This window comes from Clostridium swellfunianum (assembly GCF_023656515.1).
Classification (GTDB): Bacteria; Bacillota; Clostridia; order Clostridiales; family Clostridiaceae; genus Clostridium_AT; species Clostridium_AT swellfunianum.
The window spans coordinates 902,462-923,326 of sequence record NZ_JAMOFV010000006.1; the positions used below are offsets into that span (position 1 = coordinate 902,462).

At 34.5% G+C, this 20,865-nt stretch carries 16 protein-coding genes; 13 read left to right on the top strand and 3 right to left on the bottom strand.

Annotation, left to right across the window (positions count from 1 at the left end; genetic code table 11):
- The first annotated feature begins 1 nt into the window (after position 1).
- Positions 2–970, top strand: a complete 969-nt coding sequence (locus NBE98_RS04110) for an ABC transporter ATP-binding protein (protein ID WP_250812864.1) — start codon at positions 2–4, stop codon at positions 968–970.
- 272 nt (positions 971–1,242) lie between these two features.
- Positions 1,243–2,511: an MFS transporter gene (locus NBE98_RS04115; RefSeq protein WP_250812866.1), complete on the top strand. Its 1,269-nt coding sequence runs from the start codon at positions 1,243–1,245 to the stop codon at positions 2,509–2,511.
- A gap of 134 nt (positions 2,512–2,645) precedes the next feature.
- Here the strand turns inward: NBE98_RS04115 and NBE98_RS04120 are convergent, their stop codons facing one another.
- From NBE98_RS04120 to NBE98_RS04130, 3 genes are read right to left on the bottom strand one after another with little or no spacing between them, the layout of a single operon-like run.
- Positions 2,646–3,317, bottom strand: coding sequence for an SGNH/GDSL hydrolase family protein (locus tag NBE98_RS04120; protein WP_250812869.1), 672 nt, complete (start codon positions 3,315–3,317; stop codon positions 2,646–2,648).
- Positions 3,318–3,333: 16 nt separating this feature from the next.
- The gene (locus tag NBE98_RS04125; RefSeq protein WP_250812870.1) at positions 3,334–4,908 is read right to left on the bottom strand and encodes an FAD-dependent oxidoreductase; all 1,575 of its coding nucleotides are present in this window, start codon (positions 4,906–4,908) and stop codon (positions 3,334–3,336) included.
- Entirely contained in the window at positions 4,901–5,845 is a 945-nt protein-coding gene (locus tag NBE98_RS04130) for an ROK family protein (RefSeq protein WP_250812872.1), read from the bottom strand. The genes NBE98_RS04125 and NBE98_RS04130 overlap by 8 nt, the downstream gene beginning before the upstream one ends.
- Positions 5,846–6,041: 196 nt before the next feature.
- On the opposite strand from NBE98_RS04130, the gene NBE98_RS04135 reads away from it, so the two are divergent.
- The 11 genes from NBE98_RS04135 to nagA all read left to right on the top strand — a co-directional run bounded on the left by NBE98_RS04135 (position 6,042) and on the right by nagA (position 20,862).
- On the top strand, positions 6,042–6,938 hold the full coding sequence (locus NBE98_RS04135; protein ID WP_250812874.1) for a Gfo/Idh/MocA family protein: 897 nt from the start codon (positions 6,042–6,044) through the stop codon (positions 6,936–6,938).
- 1 nt (position 6,939) lies between these two features.
- Positions 6,940–8,853, top strand: coding sequence for a hypothetical protein (locus tag NBE98_RS04140; protein ID WP_250812876.1), 1,914 nt, complete (start codon positions 6,940–6,942; stop codon positions 8,851–8,853).
- Between the two features lie 18 nt (positions 8,854–8,871).
- Positions 8,872–10,011, top strand: a complete 1,140-nt coding sequence (locus NBE98_RS04145; protein WP_250812878.1) for a GNAT family N-acetyltransferase — start codon at positions 8,872–8,874, stop codon at positions 10,009–10,011.
- Positions 10,012–10,046: 35 nt separating this feature from the next.
- Positions 10,047–11,909, top strand: coding sequence for a beta-N-acetylhexosaminidase (locus NBE98_RS04150; protein ID WP_250812880.1), 1,863 nt, complete (start codon positions 10,047–10,049; stop codon positions 11,907–11,909).
- 188 nt (positions 11,910–12,097) lie between these two features.
- On the top strand, positions 12,098–13,051 hold the full coding sequence (locus NBE98_RS04155) for an ABC transporter permease (RefSeq protein ID WP_250812882.1): 954 nt from the start codon (positions 12,098–12,100) through the stop codon (positions 13,049–13,051).
- A 12-nt stretch (positions 13,052–13,063) separates the two neighbouring features.
- Positions 13,064–13,951 carry a carbohydrate ABC transporter permease gene (locus tag NBE98_RS04160; protein WP_250812885.1) on the top strand — a complete coding sequence of 296 codons (888 nt, stop codon included), beginning with the start codon at positions 13,064–13,066 and terminating at the stop codon, positions 13,949–13,951.
- A gap of 91 nt (positions 13,952–14,042) precedes the next feature.
- Positions 14,043–15,218, top strand: a complete 1,176-nt coding sequence (locus NBE98_RS04165; RefSeq protein ID WP_250812887.1) for a response regulator — start codon at positions 14,043–14,045, stop codon at positions 15,216–15,218.
- On the top strand, positions 15,219–17,015 hold the full coding sequence (locus NBE98_RS04170; RefSeq protein ID WP_250812889.1) for a sensor histidine kinase: 1,797 nt from the start codon (positions 15,219–15,221) through the stop codon (positions 17,013–17,015).
- Between the two features lie 24 nt (positions 17,016–17,039).
- Positions 17,040–18,506: an extracellular solute-binding protein gene (locus tag NBE98_RS04175; protein WP_250812891.1), complete on the top strand. Its 1,467-nt coding sequence runs from the start codon at positions 17,040–17,042 to the stop codon at positions 18,504–18,506.
- Between the two features lie 171 nt (positions 18,507–18,677).
- Entirely contained in the window at positions 18,678–19,676 is a 999-nt protein-coding gene (locus NBE98_RS04180; RefSeq protein WP_250812892.1) for a hydroxyacid dehydrogenase, read from the top strand.
- Between the two features lie 16 nt (positions 19,677–19,692).
- A complete protein-coding gene (gene nagA / locus NBE98_RS04185) occupies positions 19,693–20,862 on the top strand; it encodes an N-acetylglucosamine-6-phosphate deacetylase (RefSeq protein ID WP_250812893.1) in 1,170 nt (389 codons plus the stop codon).
- The last annotated feature ends 3 nt before the right edge of the window (positions 20,863–20,865 follow it).

Sequence of the window (20,865 nt, forward strand, 5' to 3'; positions counted from 1 at the left end):
TATGAGCAGTGAAAAGAAAGAAGTACTATTAAAAATTCAAAACCTAAAAAAATATTTTAAGGTAAAAGGCAAGGGAGTTTTAAAGGCTGTTGATGACATAAGCTTTGATATATATAAAGGAGAAACCTTAGGCTTGGTTGGAGAATCAGGCTGCGGAAAGTCAACCTGCGGACGTACAATTTTGAGGATATATAATCCTACTGGGGGAACTGTAGAATTTAATGGTAAAGATGTTCATGAATTAACTGGCAGGGAAAAGAAAGAGTACAATAAACGAGCACAAATGATATTTCAAGATCCGTACGCATCCTTAAATCCTAGAATGCTGGTTTCCAATATAATTGCTGAAGGCTTAGATGTTCATGATATTTTACAGGGAGAAGAAAGAACCAAAAGGATAGACGAACTTTTAGAGTTAGTTGGTTTAAACAAAGAACATGCAAACCGTTTCCCACATGAATTTAGCGGTGGTCAAAGGCAGCGTATTGGAATAGCAAGAGCTCTTGCTGTTAATCCAGATTTTATAGTTTGTGATGAGCCTATTTCAGCACTTGATGTATCTGTTCAGGCTCAGGTAGTAAATCTCCTGCAGGACCTTCAAAATAAATACGGACTCACATACTTATTTATTGCTCATGATTTGTCTATGGTTAGGTATATATCTGATAGAGTAGCTGTTATGTATTTAGGTGCTATAGTGGAACTATCAAGCAGTAATGAAGTATATGAAAATGCACTGCATCCATACACTCAGGCACTGCTTTCTGCAATTCCAATTCCAGACCCGGATGTTCAGCAAAGCCGTCACCGCATAATACTTGAGGGGGATGTACCAAGCCCAATAAATCCTCCTAATGGCTGTAAATTTGCAGGAAGATGTGCTAAAGCAAAGGATATATGCAAAGACGATAGACCAGAGTTAAGAGAGTTGAAGCCAGGCCATTTTGTGGCTTGTCATCTTTATGATTAAATTTAATTGAAGTTTTTAAATGGCATGCTCAAGCTGATATGCTGCTTTTATGGTACACAGTTGAAATAATAAAACTGTTTCCATAAAGGCAGCAGTTCATACTGGGCATGCCATTAATTATTCTGTTTTCTAAGTCCTTTTAAGAACATTGTATTTACTTGGGTAACTGCTAAAAAGAAATATATAAACATACATTGCATTTTTTCTCATCTTCCATGTATGATTATAGAAGTGATATATGTTGTTAAAGTTTATTATAGGGGGAATGTATATTGAGGATTGGGTTATTTAAGAAGGCAAAAAAAGAAATTGTGGTTTATTTTTTTATCTTGGCACTGACTGCCCTGGGACTTGGGCTTAGTGACGGTATTTTTTCTAACTACTTCAAGGAAGCTTATAATGTAAATGCCTTTCAAAGAGGATTAATTGAATTTCCAAGAGAGCTGCCTGGAATTCTTTCAACAGTTGTTATTTCCTTACTTTCATTTATAGGGGATATACGAATATCAATAATTGCCCAGCTTTTAAGCTGCATAGGACTGCTGTTGCTAGGCTTTTTAACTCCGCCTTTTGCAGTAATGTGCATTTTTCTTTTCGTCAACTCTATGGGAATGCACTTATTCTTTCCACTGTCTGACGGTATAGGCATGTCTCTTATAAAAGGCGAGGAAGTAGGAAAGAGAATGGGGCAGTATAAAGGAGTCAGCACAGCTTTCAGCATGTTTGCAAGTATTTTAGTTTTTGTTGGCTTTAGGACTGGAATTTTCAGCCTCACATCACCTGTAAAGATTACTTTTGTTATTGGAGCATTAATTTTTGCAGTTGTATTCATCTTGTTTATTTATATGAACAAAATTGTAAAAATTCCAATCAAGCAAGATAGAAAGCTAAAATTTGTATTCCGAAGGGAATATAAATACTATTATATTCTTGCTATAATGACAGGTGTACAAAAACAGATAATGGCCGTTTATGGACCTTGGGTACTTATCGATCTTTTAAGCAAAAGGGCTGACACCATTGCAATTCTCGGTATAATAGGATCCTTTATAGGGATATTCTTTATTCCTGCCCTTGGCAGATGGCTTGATAGATATGGTATAAGAAAGATGCTTTATGCAGATGCGCTATCATTTATAGTAGTATATATTGCCTATGGTTTCCTGGCATCAGGATTTTCTTCAGGAATTTTAAGCAAGGTAGGCATACCTGTTATTTTAACCTTTGTACTAATTATATTAGACCGTATGTCAATGCAGATGAGCATGATAAAAACAATCTATCTCCGCTCCATTGCAGTGGATAAATCTGAGATAACTCCAACTTTATCATTTGGCATGAGCATGGATCATATTGTATCCATAGTATGTGCATATATAGGGGGAATTATCTGGACTGCCTTTGGCCCTCAATATATATTCTTTTTTGCCGCTGTAGCATCCTTTGTAAATCTTGCCGTTGCAAAGCTTGCAGTAATAAATGAGGATAAAGGCTTAAAACCAAGAGTAAAAGTACAGGCAGTGGTAAATGAAGAGATGTAACCAAATATATTTTAAATTAATATAACATAAATTTGGATATAGTTTTTAGCTTAATAAGAGAAGCGGCATAAAAAGATATTTTTTAGACCGCTTCTCTTAAATTATTTAACCTTGTTTGAATTTTTGACATACAATCATAACAAGTTTTTTAAGGTTTTATAGATATTTTCCGAATAAAATTTTGCGCCTAACTCATTAATATGAACTCCATCATCTTCATTGCTGTTTGTAAGATTAATTATAATAGAATACAAAGACTTAGATTCGCAAAGCTTATTTATATCTAAAGTTGCAATGCAATGCTTTAGACCGAGTTCAACTATTTTACTGCAATACTTCTTAAGCTGGGCATTAGCACCACCTATATTTTTATATAAATAATAAGGATGTCTTCTGTAGTAATAGGTTGCGCCACCGCCACAATTTTCATCGCCTATGTTTCCTTCTATTATTTTGTTAGGAGTCACAAGGACAGGAACTGCATTAATCTGTTTTGTAAGAAAAATAATTTTCTCTATATTTTCTTCAAATTGTTCTAAGGAAACCTTTGCTTCTTTGCTTCCGTCAGTTTTTATAAAGTGGTCATTCATGCCAAAATTTATTATTACATAATCAGGTTTATATTTAAGCACATCTTCTTCAATTCTAACTAAACCTTCCGAGGAAGTATTTCCACATACGCCGGAATTTATAACCCTGCAGCCTAAGGATTTTGCAAGGATATTTGTCCATTTATTTTCCTCTTTAACACCATAGCCAAAAGTAAGGCTGTCCCCAAAGGCTACTATAGTTTTACTCCTACTCATCTCTAGCCTCCTTTTCTTAAACTGGATGTAGGGCAGGCCACTCAATTTCTATACCTTGTTTAATGAGAAGAGCTTGAAAGTCCTTCAAGTAGGTTTCATTATTTCTTAGTTCACGAGGAGTTATATTCTTTTCAAGACAGAAGGCAGCGGTATAACCAGAAGCTTCTCCAATGTTCCATTCTACTGGATGAAGCCTATAACATCCATTTGTTATATGTGTAGTTCCAATATTTTTGCAGGCAGCCAAAAGATTGTTCATTCTAATAGGAATAAGACTGCCTAATGGTATCTGAAATGGAAGTGAGGAAATATCTACATAAGATCTTCCACCAGTGCTAGGATGAAGATCTATTCTGTAGCACCCAATTCCTACACTATCTTTAAACTCCTCAGCAGTTTTTCCCTGTCTCATTTCTTCCCCTATATGCTGTTCAAGTATTGTAAATTCAGCTTTGATACGTCTTGATTCACGTATGTAGGGCTGCATTGCAAGACCATCTTCTGTACCGACAATATCTTTCCTTAATCTAAGACCAGGATATCCTGTTTTTCCATCAGGCCTTGGAGCCTCTGTTTGCAGCCAATAAAGCAATGAAAGGCTTAACTGTTTTGCATTATCAAGATGTTTTTCTACTTCTTCAGCACTTAGTTCAAAAATAGGTCCAATCCAATAGTCATTTTGCGGCCAGTTAACTAATGTTATATCGCTTTGAAAGGTTCCAGGCTCAAAATTGTTTTTATCTACAATTCTTCTATATTCCCACAAGGATAATTTATCCTCATGAGGAAACAATACAGATTCTCTAGGCTGCAAAGTATGAGGAACAAGAATTTGCCAGCTTAAATTTTTATCAGGCCAAAAATCAGCCTTATAATTTTTCCAGTATTCATAGTCTTTTGGCTTATCTATTGTATGGTCTTCTCCCTCTATATAATCCACGGCAAAGCACCAAGTTATAGCTTGCATATCAAGAGGTTCTGCATTACCAGGCAGTGCATGAAGCTCTCCAGTTTGCTCTATAGATTCAGAGCCTGTAATATATTCTGTCCCTGATAGAGGAAGCAAATCTCCACATTCTGTTGCATCTAAAAAGTAAGGAGCAACAAGCAAATATTCTTCCAGGCTGTCAAAATTTCTTATAGTTACTGAAATTATTTTATCTTTAAGGGTTTCAACTGAAACAGCTTTGCAACTAGTGAGTATTGTTACCTTTCCTGCGCTTATATAAGGAGCAAGCAAATTATTTAATACGCTTAAAGCTGCCTTTGGCTCATGACATACCTTTCCTACCCAAGCATTTCCTGGGTTTAAATGAATATTGTTTCTAGCTTTCTCAGTTACAGGGTAGTTGGTTTTGTAATAATCTCTTATTTTATTTCTAAAATTTCTATAGCTGGCTGTGCAGCCAAACTGCTCAATCCAAGGGTGCTCGTCCGGTGGCACTGCCTGATTGGTAAGCTGACCACCAATCCAGTGAGTATCTTCTGTCATGATAACGCTTTTACCTGATTTTGCAGCAGCAAGAGCAGCAGAGACTCCCCCAAGACTTCCGCCAATAATAACCACATCTGAGTAAAGAGTTTTAAGCATTTATTTTTACCTCCTGTTTTTGGTTTTTTAAAGCTATATAGCAAGCACCATAAATTCCAGCATCATTGTTAAGCTTAGCTTGTACAATTTTGGTATGAGAAGCATAGGCTTTCATAACTTTTGTTTGAAACCTATTATTTATCTCTTTAAAAAAGGCATCGCCTTGAGCAGATATGCCGCCGCCTATAACGATTAAGCCAGGGTCAAGAATATGGGTAAGGCTAACTAAGCCATTGACAACATGATTTAAAAATTCATCATAAACCTTACAGGCTAGTTCTTCTTTTGCAAATACCTTATCCATTATTTCTTCACCGGTTATATTTTCTACTTTGAGGCCTTGAGAATCAGCTCCTCTTAGATACATTCTTATAAAAGCTGAGGTAGAGGCGTATCTCTCGTAGCATCCAAAGGATCCACAGTTGCAATCTTCTCCATTTTCTACAAGAATCATATGTCCAAGTTCTCCAGCGCCAGAACCTATACCTTTATAAATCTTGTTGTTTATAACAATAGCACCCCCAACTCCTGTTCCTAGGGTTAAACAAAGAAAGGTATCACTTCCTATTGCAGCTCCCTTCCACATCTCTCCAAGAGCAGCGGAGTTTACATCGTTTTCAACATACACATTGATATTTAGCTCTTTGGATATAACCTCTGATAGTTTAGCTCCTGTATAGCCAGGCAGATTTCCCGAGGCTGAAATTATTTCTCCTTTATCACTGTCTACCACACCTGCTGTACTTATTCCTAAGGAATCAATCTCATACTCTTTCAAAAGTTCTTTAGTTTGAGAAATTATAGCTTCAGGAATAGTTTTTCTGCAGTTTATCAAAGGAGTTGAAAATTTATTTTTATAAAGAATTTCTCCATTAGAATTGATAATTGCAAGCTTTATAAAGGTACCTCCTACGTCAAAACAAGCAATATTCTTCATAGTTACCTCCCACAATGTTAAATATTATATAATTACACCTTATAAATATAGCTTTTATAGCGGTATCAGTATAGACTACTATATTAATTTTTTCAGTAATATATTAACCAGTTTCTTTTGTATGCTTGAAAAGGTGTCTAAAATTAGCTATAAAGAAGGAAAGCTTATAATTTAAAATTTAGAAGGATAATAGGTGATGAAAAAAAGTGTTTTTAGAATAGGAATCCTAGGTTCCGACAGCTCCCATGCTGAAGTTTTTTCAAAGCTAATAAATAACCCTCTGCCTGAAAATGGGGGATTATTATTCAAGGACTGCAAGGTAACAGCTATCTATGGTCATGATGAACAGAGGACAAAAGAAGTGGCACAAAGGTCGCAAATTGAATTTATAGCTGAAAAAGCTGAGGAGCTATTAGATAAAGTTGACGCTATTATGGTTGTGTTTAGAGATGGAAATCTTCATGCACAGTATGCTCTTCCCTTTATAAAGATAGGAATACCTACTTGGATAGATAAACCTTTTACTGTAAAGGATGAGGATGCAGAAGAAATAGTAATGGCAGCAAAGAGATATAATACCTTAGTAACAGGTGGTTCAACCTGCAAATATGCAGAAAAAATTCTAAGGGCTAAGGATATAGTTAAAAGCAATAATCTTGGAAGAATCGAAGCAGCTTCAATAAGCTTTAATGCAGGCTTTAACGATCCCTATGGCGGAATTTATTTTTATGGAGCTCATCTTGTAGAAATGGCTCTTGAAGTTTTCGGTTATAATCCTAAGGCTGTTAGTTCTAGTATAAGCTCCGATGGTATGATTTCTGTGTTAAAGTATGAAGATTATGAAGTAAGTCTAAATTTTATAGAGAAATTAGATAAGGGTACTTTAAACATTTATGGAGAAAAACAGAATATAACTTATGAAATAGATATATCAAAGGTATATATGGAAGGACTTCAACGATTTGTTGAAATGCTTAGAACAAGGAAGGCACCTTTTAAGCTTGATAATATGCTTAAGGTGGTTAGGGTATTTAATGCTATAGTAAAATCCCTCGAAGTTAAAAGTGAAATAATTATTAGGGCGGTGGAATGAATTGAATAATAAAATTGCAGTTATAACTAATGATGAGAGTGACATACTTACAATCCTAAAGGACAACAAGTTAGAGATTTCTATTTTTAAGCCAGGAGAAATAAATAATGACAGTTTTGATGAATACGGTTCCATTATTATATTAGGCGGTACAGCAGAGACTCCAATTTTACTTGAAGCTAGAGAAAGAATACTGGTGGAAGAACAGCTTAAGAAAGGAAAACGTATTTTGGCAGAATATTGCGGCAGCATAGGTACAGTATATTTTGAAACTCCTTCAAGCACAAGATATGAAAGATTGGCATTTTGCTTAAAGGAGGAGCAAATTGAGGATATGGCATATGGGGATATATTGGATGACCAAAGTGGAATGAGGATCAGACCCCATGCTATAACAATAGCAAAGAATTCTCCTATACTTCAATATGTAAATGTGCACTGCCATAAAAGTATTGAGGAAGATAAATTAAAGGTGGCTTGTGAAGAAGTTGAAAATAGAGCTCTATGGCTGGAGAAGGAAAATCTTATGATTTGTTCCTTTAGACTTTCAAACTTTGCTAAAGCAAGATTCTCTCCTATGTTTAAGATGAGAAACATTGTGAAGTATATACTAGACTGGGTTACCGGGCACAATATTAAAATCTCTATAAAAAATCACTACTTTGTAAAAGGGAACGTAGAGCAAGGAGATTTTGAAGAAGAACTTAAAAGTTGTGTTCAAGCTTCTATGAATTGGTTTAAAAAAGCAGATATATTAATAAGTAATGGAAAAGGTGGAGTAAGAGAAGGGCTTGCTACTGAGATTTATTCCAATGGTGTACAAAGATATTTTGATTTAATAAGGACAGACTGCACTGGGGAGGTTTCGCTTGCTTACTTTATGGACTACCTAGTAAATGGGAATGAAGAAAGTTTAAAAATTTCAGATAGCCTTTCAAGTTTTTGCTTTGATTATATGGTTTGCAGAGAAGATAACCATCTTAAAGGCATGATGAGATGGACAAACCAGGCTTGGGAGGTATGCTACCAGGATGATGTTGCAAGGGCTATTATACCATACATGCTTAAGTGCGTTTATACTGGAAGAAAAGAGTATATAAGCGACTGTATAGATATTTTATACTTCCTTATTAACACCACAGGAACTGATGGTACGAGAGTATTTAGAACAGATAATATAGATTTAACTGAAGAACAGATAAAGAAGCTTAACAATACTCCAGGAAATCTTCCGAGTGCCCATTATAATGCCTATTATCACGCAGCACTTCTTCTAGGCTATAAGCTTACTAAAATAGAAGAATTTAGGGCTGTGGCGGTAAGGGGATTAACTGCCATTATGAAAGCATACCCTGAAACAACAAGAGAGCAAAGTCAGACAGAAGAATACTGCAGACTCATTTTTCCACTGAGCTTGTTATATTGGGTAACAGGAGAAGAAATTCATAAAAATTGGCTTTATAAGGCTTCTGAGGATCTTCAAAGCTTTAAACATTCTTCTGGTGCATATCTTGAGTGGGATGAAGGTTATAAAGCTTCAATGAGAAATACAAAAGGAGACGGAGAGTGCTCTCTTCTTTCCAAAAACGGAGATGCTGTTGTAGATCTTTTGTATTCTAACAACTGGCTGCCTTTGGCTTTTATCCAAGCCTATCTTGTTACAAAGGATGATTTTTTTAAAAAGTTTTGGGAAAATACGGCTAAATTTATGATTTCCTCCCAAATACAAAGTGAAGATGAAAAAATAAATGGTGCCTGGGCAAGAGGGTTTGATCCAGATATTATGGAGTATTTTGGTTCTCCTGCAGATGCGGGCTGGGGGCCATGGGCTATTGAATCAGGCTGGACAGTGGCGGAGATTGCAGCTGGACTAATGATGGGACTTGCTTTCGATAAAATAAAAAAATTCTATTAATAAAGGTGGAGGAAGAGCATGGAAGGACCAAGAGCCTGTAAAAAAGAAGAGCTGGATAAGGTAATAGAACTTATTAATAAAGTTTTTAGAGCTCCTTATGGATATGACAATACCATGGGAGAAGAGTTTAAGCTTATGTTGAGTGAAGGCAATCTTGACAATATGAGAGTGATTTTTGAAGGTGGAACTCCAGCAGCAAATGTAAACTATTATAAAAGTACAATTTTAATAGAAGGGATTCCGATAAATGCTGCATCAATTGGCGCGGTTTGCACTGATGACAATAGCAGAGGAAAAGGATATGCATCTCTATTGATGGATGACTGCGAAAGAATTATGAAGGAAGAAAACATTAGATTAATGCTTGTGTCTGGAGCAAGAAGCTTGTATTTAAGAAGAGGATGTACTGTTTCAGGTAAGTGTTTTAAATTTATTATAAAGCCTTTAAAAGAAAGAGAAGAGCATATCCAGCTTGTAGAGTATGATGATGGTTTGCTAGAAGCAATGACTAAGATATACAGCAGGGAAAGTACAAGGTACTATAGGACCCTTAAAGAATTTAAAGGACTTCTTGAAGGAGCTACCACAGATTGGGCTTACTTTACCTTCAAAACCTATTTGGTTAAAGATTATGAAGATTACTGCGCATACATTGTTTTAAGAATTGCTGATAATGAAGCAGGCAGATGGGGTTATATAAAAGAAGCTGCAGGAGATAGAAAGCTTGTTTACAAGGCCTTAAAGGAAGCAATGAGAATAAATTCATTAGAATATATACAATATCAATGTACTTTTAATGACGGGGCTGTAACAGTATTAAGTGATTCTAATATCGAAGTTAGTCATTGCGATATTCTTGGAACTATAAAAATATTGGACTTCAAAGGCTTAATGACAGATTTAATGAATTATTTTAAACAACATGTAAGCAGCGAAATTACAGATAATTTAGCTTTTGCTGAAAAAGAGGGAAAATATATAATAACTATAAAAGATGAAAAGCTTGAAATAAATAATATACAGACAATAACAAAAATTATATTTGGAAACAGAGAAAGCTTTGAGGATTCTTATAGCAATAAGCCTTTAATTAAAGAATTTATAAAAAACGTGTTTCCGCTGCCTTTTGTATGGCCCGGAAATTTGAATTACCAATAAATAGTACTATTTCAATTAATATAGGAGGATATAATATGTATTTATTGCCGGTTCCTAAGACAATTATCAATAAGGAGGAAAGCTTTTTTATTGATAACTATTGCGAGATTGTTTTAAATGCAAGGTGTAGCTCAAATGATTTTGAGGCTGCTGTACTTCTTAAAGAAGAAATTAAAAAATCAACAGGTATTGTACTGAATATTAACAAAGCTTTTATGGAAAAACATGAAGGCTGTATACTTATTAAAAAGCAGACGGGAGAAAGTGAAAGCTATGAGATAAATATTGACGAGCATGGAATAGAAGTCATTGGTGCTGATGATGCCGGGCTTTTTTATGGAATACAAACACTTCGTCAAATCATAAGACAAAGCGGTATTAAGGTTCCCGCCATTACAATAAAGGACAGCCCTTATTTTAAGAATAGAGGCTTTTACCACGATGTTACAAGAGGAAAGGTACCAACCCTTGAAACCTTAAAGGAGCTTGTGGATAGATTAGCTTTCTACAAAATTAATCATCTTCAGCTTTATATAGAGCATAGCTTTGCCTTTAAGAATTTAAGCGAAGTATGGGTAGACAAAGATCCGCTAACTGCTGAAGAAATATTAGAATTAGATCAGTACTGTATAAAAAGACATGTAGAGCTCATACCTTCTCTTTCAACCTTTGGACATTTGTATGAAGTTCTTACAGCTAAATCCTTTGCTCATTTGTCAGAACTTCAGGTTGATACTGATTCGTCCCACTCTTGGATTGACAGAATGAATCATCATACTTTAAATGTTTCTAATGAAGAAAGCTTAAAGTTAGTACAAAGCATGCTGGAAGAATTTGTCCCATTGTTCACTTCAAAGAAATTCAATATATGCTGCGATGAAACTTTTGATCTTGGAAAAGGTAAAAATGCTGAATTAGCTAAAAAAGTCGGCGAAGGAAGACTTTATACTGACTTTCTAACGAAAGTGATAAGCTCTGTTAAAAGATATGATAAAGAGGTAATGTTCTGGGGAGATATAATATTAAAGCATCCAGAATTATTATCGGAAATACCTAAGGATGTAACCTGCCTAAACTGGGGTTATCATGCTTCTGTAACTGAGGATAATACAAGAACTATAGCAGAATCTGGAGTTCCTCAGTATGTTTGTCCTGCAGTTACTGGCTGGAATAGATTAATGAATGAAATGGACAACGCTTCTGTTAATATTAGAAAAATGGTGGAGTATGGAAGGAATTACAATGCTGTAGGAGTTCTAAATACAGACTGGGGTGACTATGGGCATGTTAATTTATTTGGAAATTCCATGCCTGGTATGATTTTTGGAGCTTCACTTTCCTGGAATCCGGATGGAGAGAAGGATATTGAAAAGGCTGACAAGGCTATTTCTGTATTAGAGTTTGGAGAAAGAGCAGAAAACTTGATGAACACTCTAAGAGAGCTATCAAGACAGCAACCTTTCCATTGGTCTTATTTAACCTTCTGGAAAGAAAAAGATATAGTTGATAAGGATTTTATAAATCCTTGGTTAGAAGTGGTAAGAAATATAGATCATAACAAGGCAAGTGAAGCTTATTATAAGGCTCTTGAAATTGAAAAGGAGCTGTTAAGACTTGCTGCAATAATACCAGAACATAGAAAATTAGATATGAAGGAATTTATAGTATCCGCCAGAGGTATAGCTCTTACACAGGCAGCATTTTTGCCAATAAAGAAATATAGCTTTGGTTTTGAAAAGGTAGAGCCCGTACTAGAGCCGGCAAAGTTAGCTTCATTAATTGAATACTGGCTGGCTGATTACTGCAGTGTATGGAGAGAAAGAAACAAGGAAAGCGAACTTATAAGAATAAAGGAGAGTTTCATTTATATAAGTAATTTTTTAAGAACAATTGAATAATGATTACGCTTTATAGAACCTGAATTTCTCAGGTTCTACTATTTTTTAAACACCGTGAAGAGTAAATTTTTAAATAAAAAGTAACACCTTAATATATTCCTTATAATCGTAATTTTGTTATATTTAAAGGTTTTCAAATTTTCGATAGAATTAATTATAGAAAAACTACTTAGAAAGGAATGAAACTAATGCAGGAAACATCAAAAAAAACACAGTCGAACCAATCTTTAAAAACTAAAAGCAAAGTATGGATTGACTTCAAAAAAGATTGGCAGTTGCATTTATTACTTATACCAGGGCTGCTATGTTTAGTCCTCTTTAAGTATACGCCTATGTATGGACTTATAATAGCTTTTCAAGATTTTAATATCTTCTCAGGTATATCAGGAAGTGATTGGGTTGGGCTTGCAAATTTTAAAAAGTTATTTACATCGCTTGAGTTCCTTAATGTATTGAGAAATACGCTACTTATTAGCATTTATAAGATAGTGTTCCTTTTCCCAATACCAATAGTTTTGGCAGTACTATTAAATGAAATAAAAAGTATTGTTTTCAAAAAATCTGTACAAACTGTTATATACTTGCCGCACTTTATATCCTGGGTTATTGTAAGCGGGCTATTTATGAATATTCTTTCTATTAATGGAGGCATTGTAAATAGTATTATAACTAGACTAGGTGGAGACGCTATTCCTTTCTTCATGGAATCTAAGCTATTTAGAGGACTTCTTGTTAGTACAGAAGGGTGGAAGGAAGTAGGCTGGGGTACAATTGTATATCTTGCTGCAATAACTGGCATAGAGCAAGAACAGTACGAGGCCGCAAGAATTGACGGTGCAAACAAGTTTCAGCAAATAATGAGTATTACTATACCAGGTATCGCACCAACAGTTGTGCTTATGTTTATTTTAAGATTAGGCTCACTGCTTGAAGCAGGAACAGAGCAGATAATAGCTATGTATAATCCAGTTGTTTACAATGTATCAGACGTAATAGGAACTTATGTGTATAGAGTCGGGCTTGGAACCTCCGATTATAGTTTTTCAACAGCAGTAGGTTTATTCAACTCAGTAGTTGCTTTTGTACTAGTTGTTGGCGGAAACTACCTTTGCAAGAAGTTCTTAGGAAGAAGCATATGGTAAGGAGGGTAACCATTGAGGATTAAAGAGTCAAAAGGAGAAAGAATATTTAATGTTATAAATTATATTTTGTTTACGGTTTTTGGATTTCTAACCTTGTTTCCATTTGTAAATCTTATAGCAAAATCTTTTAGCAGCGAAGCTGCTGTAGTTTCAGGAATGGTAACACTGCTGCCTATAGATTTTCAAACAGGAACCTATAAGTTTGTGCTTGGCAATAAGCAGTTTATGAATTCCTTTATAGTTACTATAGTAATTACAGCTTTAGGAACATTATTTGGGATTATTATGACAGTAATTACTGCATATCCCTTATCAAAACCTCGATTGAGAGGAAGAAAAATATACCTTTTAATATTTATATTTACTATGTTGTTTAACGGAGGATTAATACCTACTTATTTGGTAATGCAAAAGATTAAGCTTGTAAATAAAATATGGGTTCTTATACTACCAGCAATGGTAAATGTATTCAATATGCTAATAATGAAAAATTATTTTGAAAGCTTGCCGGAGAGTATAGAAGAATCTGCTAAGATAGATGGAGCTTCAGATTTTACAATATTATTTAGAGTAATACTTCCGCTATCTATGCCAGTACTAGCGACCATAACGTTATTCTTTGCAGTAGCACACTGGAACAGCTATTTTAATGCAATGATGTATATAACTAATCCAAAGTTAAAACCTCTTCAGCTTTATCTTAAAGAATTAGTTACTTCTACAATGGATGTTTTAAAGCAGGGAGGCTTCAATCCAGACATAGAAAGCCAACTAAATGTTGTCCCGGAAGCTGTGCAGGCTGCATCTATAGTTACAGCTACAGTCCCAATACTATGTGTATATCCTTTCCTGCAAAAATACTTTGTTAAAGGAGTATTAATAGGCTCTGTGAAAGGTTAAAGTATGTAACTAACTTTTAGTATGGTTTCTTAACTATGAAAATTAACTTATAATATAACTATTAGTTGCATGATAAGGAGATGAAGAAACTATGGTTAAGGCCATTATAGTAGATGACGAGCAAATGACTCGAAAAGGATTACTAAACTATGTTGACTGGAGCAGTGCAGGCATCGAGGTAGTGGGAGAGGCTACTGATGGATTAGAGGGGATTGAATTAGCCAGAAGTACTAATCCTGATATAGCTATATGCGATGTAAGGATGCCTAAGATGGACGGCATTAAGCTTGCAGAGCATTTAAAAGAACTTCTACCAAATTGCAAGATCATATTTTTAAGCGGCTATTCAGATAAAGAGTATTTAAAATCTGCAATTCAAATAAAAGCTGTAGATTATGTAGAAAAGCCAGTAAACCTTAAAGAGTTTCAAGAACTTTTAAAAAGGACTGCTGAAAGCTGTAGAGAGGATAAAAAAAAGCTAGCATATTTACAAAGAGGACTGATTGATCATCTTATTAAGGATGAAGTGATTGACTTAGACAGAGTAAATGATGGTTTAAAGCATATAAGAGTGCAGCTGCCTCTCGATGGAAAGTATTTCTGTGTAATTTTTACACTGTCAAACTATCAGTATGAACATTGTATATTACAAAAAATAAGCTTAGAGTTTGATAAGGAAAATATAAAATATATAGCTGGTATAGAACTGGGAGAAATTATAGTTATAGGCTCAGCTCCCGAAGATGGAACAATAGAAGCAATAAAAATACTATGTTCTAAAATAGTAAATGATATTAAGGGAAACAATAAAACGGATATGGCAGCAGGAATAGGCGATTTCGTGGAAGGAATCTCTAATATAGGTAAAGCCTATAAGCAGGCTAAGGAAGCTGTAAAATCGATAAATAAAAAAATGAAAATTCCTGTTGCTGTTTTTGATTTAAATAAGGATAGGGCAATTATAAGAAGCATTGAAAGATATATTGAGAATAATTATAAAAACAATATAGGTGTGAATTCCATCGCCGAATCTGTATATTTAACCCCACAGTATTTATGTATTTTATATAAAAAAGAAACTGGTAGAACCGTAAATGATTACTTAACTGAGGTAAGGATGGAGGCTGCAAGGGAACTTCTTAAGGACCTAACATTAAAACTATATGAGGTAGCTGACAAAGTTGGCTTTAATGATCCAAACTATTTTGCAAAGGTATTTAAAAAGACCTTTGGTTATAAACCATCAGAATACAGGGATAAAAATTAGATGAAAATGAAAATTAATATTATAAAAAATTTAAAAATAAGAAATAAGATTCTTCTATCCTATCTACTTTTTATCGGCTTTACAATAACTACCATTGCAGTATTAACCTATAAAAAATCCTCAGAAGTACTTGAAAACCAAACTATAGAATCTACTAAAAGTGCCTTTGAGCAAGCTAATACCTTTATAAGCTATAAGTTAAACAACGTAAAAGACGTATCTAGCATGCTTTTTATGAATAAGGAAATTCAAAGTATCTTGTCAAAATCACCACAGAACTATCCTTTGGTGGAACAGATTGATGATTACAATAGGCTAATTGAAATACTTAATTCTATGCAAAACAGCAGAGAAATATATGGCATTAGACTTTATGTAAACAACAACTTTTTGTATGCAGGTGATGGAAACAAAATTATAAGTGAAGCTAAAGCAAGCTCTGAAAAGTGGTATAAAGATGTTTTGGATCGCAAGGGAAGCATATATTGGCGGTCTACCTATGAGTATGATTTTAAGGATGCAAGAGAAAAACAAAGTCTTATGTCTATAGTTAGAAGCATAAACAGCGGTGGCTTTGATGGAAGACATCTTGGAGTCATATCTGTAGATATTCTAGAAAGAAGCATTTATGAAATAGTAAGTCAAGTAGGGATAACTGAATCTAGTGAGGTTTTTCTTATAAATAATGACGGAAAAATTATTTCATCGGCTGGCTCTAAAAAGATAGGCACAGATATTTCAAAAGAAAAATATTTTTCGAGCATAAAGGAAAATAATGAAGGCCATGAGAGGCTGAAGATTAACGATATAACCTCAATTGTATATCATAAGACAGTTGAAAATACCGATTGGACTTTAGTGGCGTTGATACCGGTAAAGGAAATTATAAAGGGCAGTAATGAAATTTCAAGTTTTATTATTATATTAACCTTTATCGTATCAGTGGCAGCCATTGTTGCAGCCTACTATATATCAGGAACTATTACAGAACGAATTAGACACCTTACAAAAAATATGAAAAAAATCGAGGCTGAAAACTGGGATGTATTTATACCTGTAGATAGTACAGATGAGATTGGTGTTCTGCAGAAGAATTTTAATCGTATGATTAAAAATATTAAAACATTAATAAAAGAAAAGTACCAGGCAGAAATAAATAAAAAAAGTGCAGAACTTAGAGCACTTCAAGCTCAGATAAATCCACACTTTTTATACAATACTCTTGACATGATATGCTGGATGGCCATGAAATATGGAGCAGATGATATTGTAGATATTGTAGGAAGACTTGCAAAGTTCTTTAGATTAAGCCTTAATAGTGGTCGAGATATAGTTTCGATTAATGATGAAATCACTCATGTAAAGATGTATTTGGATATACAAACTAAACGATTTGATGGTGATATTGAAGCTATTGTTGATATGTCAGAGGAACTTAATACAATGGCAACAGTGAAGCTAATTCTTCAGCCGCTTGTTGAAAATGCTATTATTCATGGCATACACGAAAGTGAAAGCAAGAAAGGTTATGTAAAAATTACTGGAAAACTAGATAATAACCTAATAGTTATTACTGTTGAAGACAATGGTAAGGGTATGGATGAGTCAGCTTTAAATAAATTATTAGCTAAGGATAAAGGAGGTGGTTATGGAATTAAAAATGTTAATGAAAGAATCAAACTTTATTTTGGTAAAGAGTACGGACTGGCTTACGAAAGCAAGATAGGCCAAGGAACAATAGTGAATGTAACTTTCCCAGCATTGTCTTTAAGCAGTGACATGGAAAGAAACATATAAAATTTTAAATTTAGGGGGAGAAAAATGAAAAGAATACTTACTCTTGTATTAACTGCATCTATAGCAGCTAGTATGTTAGCAGGCTGTCAGTCAAAAGGAACTGAAGGCAAAGGTACTTCTGCTGAAAAACCAGTATTAAGACAAGTTGGATTTCAAAGAAACTTTGATCCTAACAATGACCCTGTAGCAAAAATGCTAGAAGAAAAAACAGGCTATAAGGTAAAATATGAAGCCCTTCCAATTGAGAATCCTAATGATAAGCTTAATCTTCTTATGGCTAACAAAGAAGAAATCGACATTGTAAAATTGTCAGGTTCCCAATACAGCAAATTAGCTAACGAAGGAGCATTAGAACCTCTTGATGATCTTTTAAAGAAACACGGGCAGACATTATTAAAGGTTAATAGCCAAGAAAGCCTTGAAACTGCAAAGGTAAATGGAAAGATATATGGTATTCCTGAAAAAGCAGCAAGACCATTTACATCTTCTGCTATCGCCGTAAGACAAGATATTTTAGACGAACTCGGAATGAAGGTTCCAACAACTACAGATGAATTCTATACTTTATTAAAAACAATTAAAGACAAGAAGAACATAATTCCATTAACAGGCTTTGAAAGTGTTATTCATGAAATATCAGGTGCCTTTGGGGTTGTAACTCCATGGGAAGTTAAAGATGGAAAAATAACACATAGACTTGAAGAGCCAGGAATGAAAGAATATATAACCTTTATGAATAAGCTATATAATGAAGGGCTTATAGATAAAGAATGGCCAGTAAATAATTCTGCAAAGGTTCAAGAAAAGTTCACAAGCGGTAAGGCGGCTATGATGACATACGGCTGGGGAGTAGCACCTGCTGTTACTACTGCTTTAAATAAAAATTTCCCTAACTCAAAAATAACTATGTTTGCTGGTTTAAAGGGCAAAGATGGAAAGCAGGGAACTTGGGTTCAAGCAACTGGTGTTGGCTGGTATATAGCAATTCCTAAGGCTTCAAAGCACAAGGAAGATGCTATGAAATATATGGACTTAAAGGTTCAACCAGAATTGTTTAAGAATTTAGCAATTGGAGAAGAAAACGTTACTTATAAGAAGGAAGCTGATGGAAAACTATTCCCTATACTACCAAAGTTTAATGAAGAAAGAGGAAATGCAGACTGGTTTATAACTAGTACAGATCAAAAGGCTTATGAAGATTTATGGCTCTTAAGAGTAAGAAAGGATAAAGTTCTTTATGAAGCCTTTGAAGAAATCCAAAAGCAAATGCCTTATGCAGTTGAAGATCCTTTAACTAAGGCACCACCACTTGCAACAGTAGCAAAATATAGCCAAAAGATAACAAAGCTTGAAAATGATTATATATTAAAGGCTATAGCTGGAGCGGAAAAGCTTGAAAACTACAATAAATTCGTTGAGCAATGGAAAAACGAGGGCGGAGCAGAAAGTAAAAAAGAAGCAAACGACTGGTATGCTACAAAGAAGAAATAGTATTTAATACAACTTAAAAATCAGCCTTTCTTGGGCTGATTTTTTAAATAACTTTTTTAAGTCACATTAGAGAAATACATTGAATAATAGTTATTGCGTATATAAAACATACAATAATCAAAAGGACTAATAATCTTTTGGTACAGAATAGAATACCAGGGGGAATGCTTTATGAATATATTGATTGCTCAGCCTGAAGGTGATACAAGAAAAAGTTTCTTTACTAAAAAGGTAGTGGAAAAGCTTAAACCTATGGGTAATATAGTTTGGAACACCTCAAATAGGCATTTTACAAAGGAAGAGCTAAGAGAAAGACTTAAAGATACAGATGTATGCATTACTGGCTGGGGATGTGCACAGTTAGATTCTTATGTATTAGGAAAGGCAAATAGGTTAAAAATAGTTGCTCATACAGGAGGCTCTGTGGCTAACATTGCTTCAGAGGCGCTATATGACAAAGGTATAAGAGTTTTAAGCGGAAATGATATTTATGCAGAGTCTGTGGCTGAAGGCGTAATTGCCTATACACTATGTGCATTAAGAGAGCTTTCCTATTATGACAATAAAGTTAAACATGGCGGTTGGCGTGAGGATAATTTTATTAATGAAAGCCTGCTGGATAGGAAGGTAGGTCTCATAGGTTTTGGGGCTGTAGCTAGATATCTAGTCAAATTTCTGTTTCCTTTTAGATGCCAAATTATTGTCTACGACCCTTTTGTTTCTGAAGAAATTCTTAAGGAACATAAAGTTGAAAGGGTAGAACTTGAAGATGTTTTTAAAAATAGTGATATTATATCACTTCATTTACCTCAAAGAGAAGATACTTATCACATGATTAACAAAAGGCTTTTAAGCTTGATGCCTGATGGTGCTCTACTTGTTAATACAGCAAGAGGAAACATAATTGATGAAAAAGAGCTTATTACAGAGCTTGAGAAAGGAAGATTTAAAGCTGTTTTAGATGTGTTTGAAACAGAACCTCTTCCCATAGATAGTAAGCTGAGAAGGCTTGAAAATGTCCTGTTAATTCCCCACATGGGAGGTCCAACAGTTGATAGACGTTCCTATGTAACCTTAAAGCTTATAGAGAATATAAATAGTATTTTTAAGGGAAAAAAAACAGAAATGGAGATTCCAAGGAGTTATGGTTTATCCATGACTAAGCAGTAAATCTGGAGGATTTAACATGATTTTTAAAAATGCAAAGGTTCTTAATGAAAATTTTAAGTTTTGCAATGTAGATATTGAGATTCAAAATGGTGTGATTAAAAAAATATATGAATCTGAAGGTTATACAATGCAGCAGCAACATGAGGAATGTCTAAATCTTAAAGGATTTATGCTCATTCCTGGACTTATAGATATTCACACTCATGGCTGCAGTAAAAGGGGCTGCATGGAAGGAAGCTTTGAGGCTATAAATGAAATATCTCTGTTTATGGCCAGTCATGGAGTAACCTCTTTTCTTCCAACTTCACGTTCTGAAATCTATGAAACACTTGCTAAGGCTTTTAAAAATATAGGTGCTTGTATTGAAAAGGAAGTTGAAGGTGCTGAGGTTTTAGGGATACATATGGAAGGACCTTATTTTTCAGAAAAACTTAAAGGTGCACAAAGTGAGAAGTTTCTAAGAGAGCCTTCAGTTGAGGAATTTAATAGGCTTCAGAAAGTCTCTGGAAATAATATTATGCTTATAAGCCTTGCACCTGAAACAAGTGGAGCGATGGAGTTTATAAGAGAATTGAGTAATAAGAAAATTAGAATATCTATGGCTCATACCTCTGCGGATTATAATACTGCTAAAGATGCTATTGAAAATGGAGTAAGCCATGCTACTCATCTTTTTAACGCAATGACAGGACTAAATCACAGAGAGCCAGGTGCAACTGGTGCTGCTTTAGATAGTGATATCACCGTTGAACTTATATGCGATGGAATTCATGTGCATCCAGCTGTGATTCGACTGGTTTATAAAATAAAGGGGTCTGAAAATATGATAATTGTAAGTGATACTGTAGAGGCAGCAGGGCTTGTAAATGATAGTTATATGAGGTCAGGAGAAAAAATAACTGTTACAGATGGCATAGCAAGAACATCCACAGGAAATTTAGCAGGAAGCACTACAATGCTTGATAGTTCTCTTAAGAAAGCTGTGAGTTTTGGCATTAGGTTAGAAGATGCTATTAAGATGATGACCATAAATCCAGCAAGGTTTTTAGGAATAGATAATCGGAAAGGAAGCATTTCTATAGGTAAAGATGCGGATTTGGTTGTTTTGAATAGTAGTTTAGAGGTTGTAAAAACCTTTGTAAAAGGAAAAATAATAGAAAAAGTTAGTAATATTATAGGAGGATAAAAA